4 protein-coding genes are annotated in these 4653 nt (G+C 57.1%); all 4 read left to right on the top strand.

The genetic code is table 11. The features are described from left to right. Nucleotides 1–201, top strand: a 201-nt coding sequence (locus tag BA066_06820; protein RDD52985.1) for a hypothetical protein, incomplete at its 5' end; no start/stop codon positions are given. 9 nt (nt 202–210) lie between these two features. Then, entirely contained in the window at nt 211–4185 is a 3975-nt protein-coding gene (locus BA066_06815; protein RDD52984.1) for a DNA-directed RNA polymerase subunit A', read from the top strand. Further along, complete coding sequence (locus tag BA066_06810; GenBank protein ID RDD52983.1) at nt 4154–4495, top strand: 50S ribosomal protein L30e; 342 nt, start codon at nt 4154–4156, stop codon at nt 4493–4495. Before BA066_06815 ends, BA066_06810 begins: the two co-directional genes overlap by 32 nt. Further along, the coding region (locus BA066_06805; GenBank protein RDD52982.1) for a NusA-like transcription termination signal-binding factor at nt 4492–4653 on the top strand (162 nt) is incomplete at its 3' end. The genes BA066_06810 and BA066_06805, both read left to right, overlap by 4 nt.

Raw genomic sequence — 4653 nt, 5'->3', positions numbered from 1 at the left:
GACAAGACGATAGTTTACGTCTGCAAGGAGTGCGGAACGATAACCTTCTTCAACCAGAAGACCAACGAGTTCTTCTGTCCGAGGTGCCAGTCATCCGTGGAGGTCAAGCCCCTCATCACGAGCTACGCGTCGAAGCTGTTCATAGATGAGCTGATGAGCGGCCACATAGACGTGAGGCTGAGCGTGAAGGAGGAGACTTGAGGTGATGGCATGGCCCTGATATGGGAACCCGTGCCGGAGGAGGAGGTCCTCCCCTACAGGCTTGATAAGGTGATCTTCGGGCTGATCTCGCCAGCAGACGCCAGGAAGATAGGGTTCATAGAGATAACGGAGCCGACCGCTTACGATGAGGGAGGTCTCCCGGTCCAGGGGGGCGTGCTCGACCCAAGGCTCGGGACGATAAACCCGAGGCAGAGGTGCCCCATATGCGGGAACCTGCCTAAGAACTGCCCGGGGCACTTCGGCAGGATAGAGCTCGCGATGCCAGTGGTTCACATAGGGTACGTGAAGAGGATAAAGGATGCCCTGAACACCGTGTGCCATAAGTGCGGGAAGGTTCTTCTACCTCAGGAAAAGAGGGCCTACTTCATAGAGAGGGCCCAGGATTACGCGAGGGAGAATCCGGAGAAGGTGATCGACGATGAGCTCGTGAGGACCGTCAGGGACTACGTCAAGGCGTACTCGAAGAAGCACAGGAAGTGCCCTCACTGCGGGGCCCCGATCCGCACGGTCGAGCTGGAGGAGGTCTACAAGTTCATAGTGAAGGAGCCCGAGCCGAGGAGGCTCTGGCCGAATGAGATAAGGGACATACTTGAGAGGGTGAGCGACGATGACTCCCTCCTCATAGGCTTCGATCCTAAGAGGGCGAGGCCTGAGTGGGCCGTCCTAACGGTTCTCCTGGTCCCCCCACTCACGGCGAGGCCATCCATCTACCTGGAGACTGGTGAGAGGTCCGAGGATGATCTCACCCACATACTTGTTGAGCTGATCAAGGCGAACAGGAAGCTCAGCAACTCCAAGAAGATGGGAGCTCCAGTTAGCATGGTGGAGAACGAGTGGGACCACCTTCAGTACTGGGTCAGCGTCTTCTTCAACAACGCCACGGCAAACATGCCAGTGGCGATGCAGAAGGGGACGAGGAGGCCCCTGAAGTCCCTCTTCCAGAGGCTCAGCGGAAAGGAGGGAAGGCTAAGGAAGAACCTGATAGGGAAGAGGGTGAACTTCTCCGCCAGGACCGTGATCTCTCCGGATCCCATGATAGATATAGATGAGGTCGGCGTCCCAGTGGAGATAGCGATGGTACTAACAGTGCCTGAGTACGTGAACGAGAGCAACATAGAGAGGATGAAGGAGCTTGTGATGAGGGGACCGGACGAGTACCCTGGGGCCAACGCCATAAGGAAGGGAGGTGTGACACCGATAAGCCTGAAGATACTCCAGAGGAAGGGAAAGGATGCCCTCAGGGAGGCCGCCGAGCAGCTAGAACCCGGGGATGTCGTTGAGAGGCACCTGATGGACGGTGACTACGTCATATTCAACAGGCAGCCCTCCCTCCACAAGCTTTCAATGCTAGGCCACAGGGTGAAGGTCCTCCCCGGGGCCACCTTCAGGCTCCACCCGGCGGTCTGCGTCCCCTACAACGCTGACTTCGACGGGGATGAGATGAACCTGCACGTGCCTCAGATACTGGACGGGAGCGTTGAGGTCAGGGAGCTCATGGGGGTCAAGTACAACATGCTCTCCCCGAGGACCGGGGGCTCCATAGTGGGCGCCAGGCAGGACTTCATAACGGCGCTCTACATGATAACGAAGAAGGACAGCCTCTTCGACAAGAAGGAGGCCACAAGGATACTCTCTAGGGCCGGGATAACTGAGCTTCCGGAGCCGGCCATAAAGAGGCCCAGAAGGCTTTGGACCGGAAAGCAGCTCATATCCGTTCTCCTCCCGAAGGATCTGGACTTCGAGGGCATCGCCAAGTCGGCCGCGAAGGCATCGGAGTGTAAGGATCCTTTCTGCTCCGGAGACGGCTACGTTCTGATAAGGAAGGGGAAGCTCCTCTCGGGGGTCCTGGATGACAACATAGTTGGCACCCTCGTGAAGGGGAGGCTAACGCTCATAGACGTTCTGATCAGGGACTACGGAGAGGATGTGGCCATGGATTTCCTCAACAAGCTACTCAAGATAGCGGCTAAGGAAGTTCTGCTCTACGGGGTGTCCAACTCGCCCAAGGAGCTCATGATACCGGAGGAGGCGAGGAGGGAGATAGAGGGAATCTACTCGGCCATGAAGGATGAGGTGATGAAACTTATAAGGAGCAGGCCTATAACGAAGAAGATAACGATATACAGGACTAAGGAGGAGCTCCTCAGATTGATGAGGGAGGAGCAGATGCTCGAGTTCGACATAGTGCAGACCATAGATAGCTTCTGGGGCAAGGTGAGCAACGTCATCTCTAAGTACATAGATCCGAGGGCTAACGTGAGCGTCATGGCCAAGACAGGGGCCAGGGGGTCCATGGCGAACCTGGCCCAGATAATGGGGCAGGTGGGGCAGCAGAAGGTGAAGACAAGGATAGGCTTCGTGCTCACCAGCGGCAGGCCCAGGAAGGGCTACAGGGACAGGGTGCTCTCCTACTTCAGGAAGGGTGATCTGAGCCCCGAGGCCAGAGGTTTCGTCAGGAACAGCTATGTCACGGGGCTGAATCCGGCCGAGTTCGTCTTTCATGCCATGTCCAGCAGGGAGTCGCTGATAGATAAGGGAAGGAGGACAGAGGACAGCGGTTACTTCTACAGGAGGGTCGCTAACTCCCTGAAGGACGTTTACGTCTCCTACGACGAGACCGTCAGGGACTCTATGGGTCACATAATCCAGTTCAGGTTCGGCGGGGATGGCTACGATCCAGTCAAGCTCTTCAGGGGAGAGCCGATCAACCTGGAGAGGGTTCTGGAGAGGCACATAGAGGGGGAGAGGAAGAGGGGGGTCTCCAAGGAGAGGATAGAGGAGGCGCTCAGGGAGGCGAACCTCCCGCTCTCACTGGCCGAGAGGATATTCGAGGCGAAACCTAGGGAGAGCGAGCTCAAGGCCATAATAGAGGAGCTCAAGGAGGGATTCGAGAGGGCGAAGGTTGAGGTGCTCACGCCGATAGGATTGATAAGCGCGCAGAGCATAGCGGAGCCGACCACCCAGATGGTCCTCAGGACCTTCCACGCCCCCGGCCTTCTGGCGATGGACGTGACGCACGGCGTCGAGAGGTTCAAGGAGCTAGTCTTCTACGCCTCTACCAGCACGCCGACGATGAAGATATACCTGAAGCCGAAGTGCCAGGAGGACCTATCGAACCTCAGGAGGATACTGAGGAACCTGAGGGAGCTCAGGGTGAGGGACCTCATAGAGGAGTACGCGATAGACAACTTCAACTACCAGCTGATACTCAAGCCGGACAGGAGGGCTCTGGAGAGCAACAAGATACCCCTGGATAGGTTGATCAACCTGATAAGGAGCACCGCCAAGGGCATGAAGGGGGAGGTCTCTTTGGACGGCGATAGGATAATTGTTGAGCTCTATGAGGCCGCGGGCAAGGAGAAGCCCCTCCAAACGCTGAGGTCCTGGTCCTACAGGATACTTGACAGGACCGTCTCCGGGGTGAGGGGGATAAAGAGGGCTTGGGTGGAGACCGTGGAGACGGACGGGAGGAAGGAGTACGTCATAAGAACGTCGGGTTCAAACCTGGCTGCTGTGCTAAGCATGAGCTGCGTTGACATCGCGAGAACCATAACAAACGACTGCAAGGAGGTTGAGAGGGTTCTGGGTATAGAGGCCGCCAGGAACTGCATATTCAACGAGCTAGCGAGCATACTCGAGGAGCAGGGTCTGGAGGTGGATAGAAGGTACATATCGCTGGTCGCGGACACCATGACATACTCCGGGACGATCGAGGCGATAAGGTTGCAGGCCGCTGGGGTTTCCTCGGGCTTCTTCAGTGAGATGAAGACCCCACTCAGCAAGATGGCCTTCGAGTGGACCACTCACGTCATACTGAACACGGCCAGGAGGGGAGAGGTGAACAGGATCCTCGGTCCACTCGATGCTTTAATAATGGGACAGACACCACCAATAGGGACCGGCAAGGTATCGGTGCTATGGGACCTGGGCGGTGGAAGGGAGGAGGTGCTGGGAGATGAGTAGCAACATTGAGACCGAGCTCTACCTGGCTTTCAAGTCAGGGAAGGTCCTTCTGGGGGCCAAGAAGGTCATAAAGAGGTTGAAGTCCGGAGAGAGCCCGAAGCTTGTGGTGATAGCGAGCAACGCGCCGGAGAGCCTGAGGAGGGAGATAGAGTACCTCTCCAAGCTCTCAGGGGTCCCCCTGCTCAGGTATCAGGGCAGGTCCCTGGAGCTGGGAAGGGCCTTCAAGAGACCGTTCTTCGTGTCGGCCGCCGCGATACTGGAGGAGGGGGAGTCGAGGATCCTGGAACTCCTCGGGAAGGAGGTGCGATGATTTCGAGGAGAAAGATAATAATACCCCCTGAGAAGCTCAGGTACATCAGGCTCTTCCAGGACATGCTTGGGGTGAGCCCGAAGGACGTTGTTGAGGATAGGGAAGAGAACAGGCTGATATTCGTGGTGGAGAAGGGGGATCTGGGGAGAGCCATAGGG

The organism is Candidatus Korarchaeota archaeon NZ13-K (genome assembly GCA_003344655.1).
Taxonomy (GTDB): Archaea; Korarchaeota; Korarchaeia; order Korarchaeales; family Korarchaeaceae; genus Korarchaeum.
This window is presented reverse-complemented; position numbering and strand designations above follow the sequence as displayed.